Origin of the sequence: Halomonas sp. G15 (assembly GCF_021282295.1) — a bacterium.
GTDB lineage: Bacteria > Pseudomonadota > Gammaproteobacteria > Pseudomonadales > Halomonadaceae > Halomonas > Halomonas alimentaria.
The window spans coordinates 1-1229 of the sequence record NZ_JAJSPA010000091.1; the positions used below are offsets into that span (position 1 = coordinate 1).

Below are 1229 nucleotides of genomic sequence, written 5' to 3' on the forward strand. Positions count from 1 at the left end.
TAGGGAACCACTGATCAATTCGGTTTCGAGCGACTGAGGAACTCAGAGTGACTCAATCACCGCGTCGGCGATCAATTTCCGACCACCTCATGTGGTCTGTTTTCCCTGGCAGCCAGGTTATCTGGCTGTCAGGCCAGATTCAGGGCGTAATGGCCCCGTCAATTTGGCCCTCGCATCGTGTCGACAGCACCAGGTTGGCCAGCCCGAACAAGCTGAAGAGTTGCGCCTGGTTCTTGGCCAACCCCTTGTAGCGCACCTTCCGGTAGCCAAAGAGGTTCTTGATGACATGAAACGGGTGCTCGACCTTGGCGCGGATGCTGGCCTTGGCCTTCTCGATCGCCAGCAGCATCGTTTTCATTGGGCTGTCGTCCATCTTCTTGATGGCGCCGCGTTTGGCAGCCACATAGCACTTGGAATCCGGGGCATCCTTCTCTTCGCCGAGATGCTTCCACATGCCGGTGTAGCCCGCGTCGCCATATACCCGTTTGTCATCCTCCCGGACCAGAGCGCCGGCCATGGTGACATCGGCGACGTTGGCCGAGGTCGCGGCGACACTGTGAGTCAGTCCGGTGACGGCATCGACGCCGATATGGGCCTTCATCCCGAAGTACCACTGGTTGCCCTTCTTGGTCTGTTTCATCTCCGGGTCGCGCTGCTTGGCCTTGTTCTTGGTGGAAGGGGCGGCTGCCACGATGGTGGCGTCGACGATCGTGCCCTCGCGCATGAACAGCCCTTTCTCGGCCAGATGCGCATTGATCTCCTCGAAAATTCGCTGGGTCAGCGCATGCTTCTCCAGCAGATGACGGAAGCGCAGCAGCGTGGTCGCGTCCGGCACGCTCTCAATGGCCAAATCGATACCCACGAAGTCGCGCATCGCCTGGCTATCGTAGATGGCATCTTCAAGTGCCTCGTCGGCGAGCGCATACCACTGTTGCAGGAAGTAGATCCGCAGCATGCGCTCCAGGCCGATAGGCGGACGGCCGCGCTTGCCCGCTGAATTCGGGAAGTAAGACGGCGACAGCGCTTCGATGAGCCGTTGCCAAGGCACCAGCGCCTCCATCTGGGCCAGGAACCGCTCGCGGCGGGTTACCTTCTTCTTGTTCTGGTGCTCAGCCTGGGCGAAAGAGATCTGCTTCATCGGATGGCTCGGTCAGGTGGTGACAGGGTAGCCAGATTTTACCCCGCCGACTGCTGTCAGGCAGCTGTGGCGGGATTTATGCAGTGTTTCC

1 protein-coding gene is annotated in these 1229 nt (G+C 59.7%); it reads right to left on the bottom strand.

Translation table 11 applies throughout. The features are described 5' to 3' along the window. Window positions 1–139: 139 nt before the first annotated feature. Window positions 140–1138: an IS5 family transposase gene (locus tag LWH48_RS18095; protein ID WP_232913674.1), complete on the bottom strand. Its 999-nt coding sequence runs from the start codon at window positions 1136–1138 to the stop codon at window positions 140–142. Between the last annotated feature and the right edge of the window lie 91 nt (window positions 1139–1229).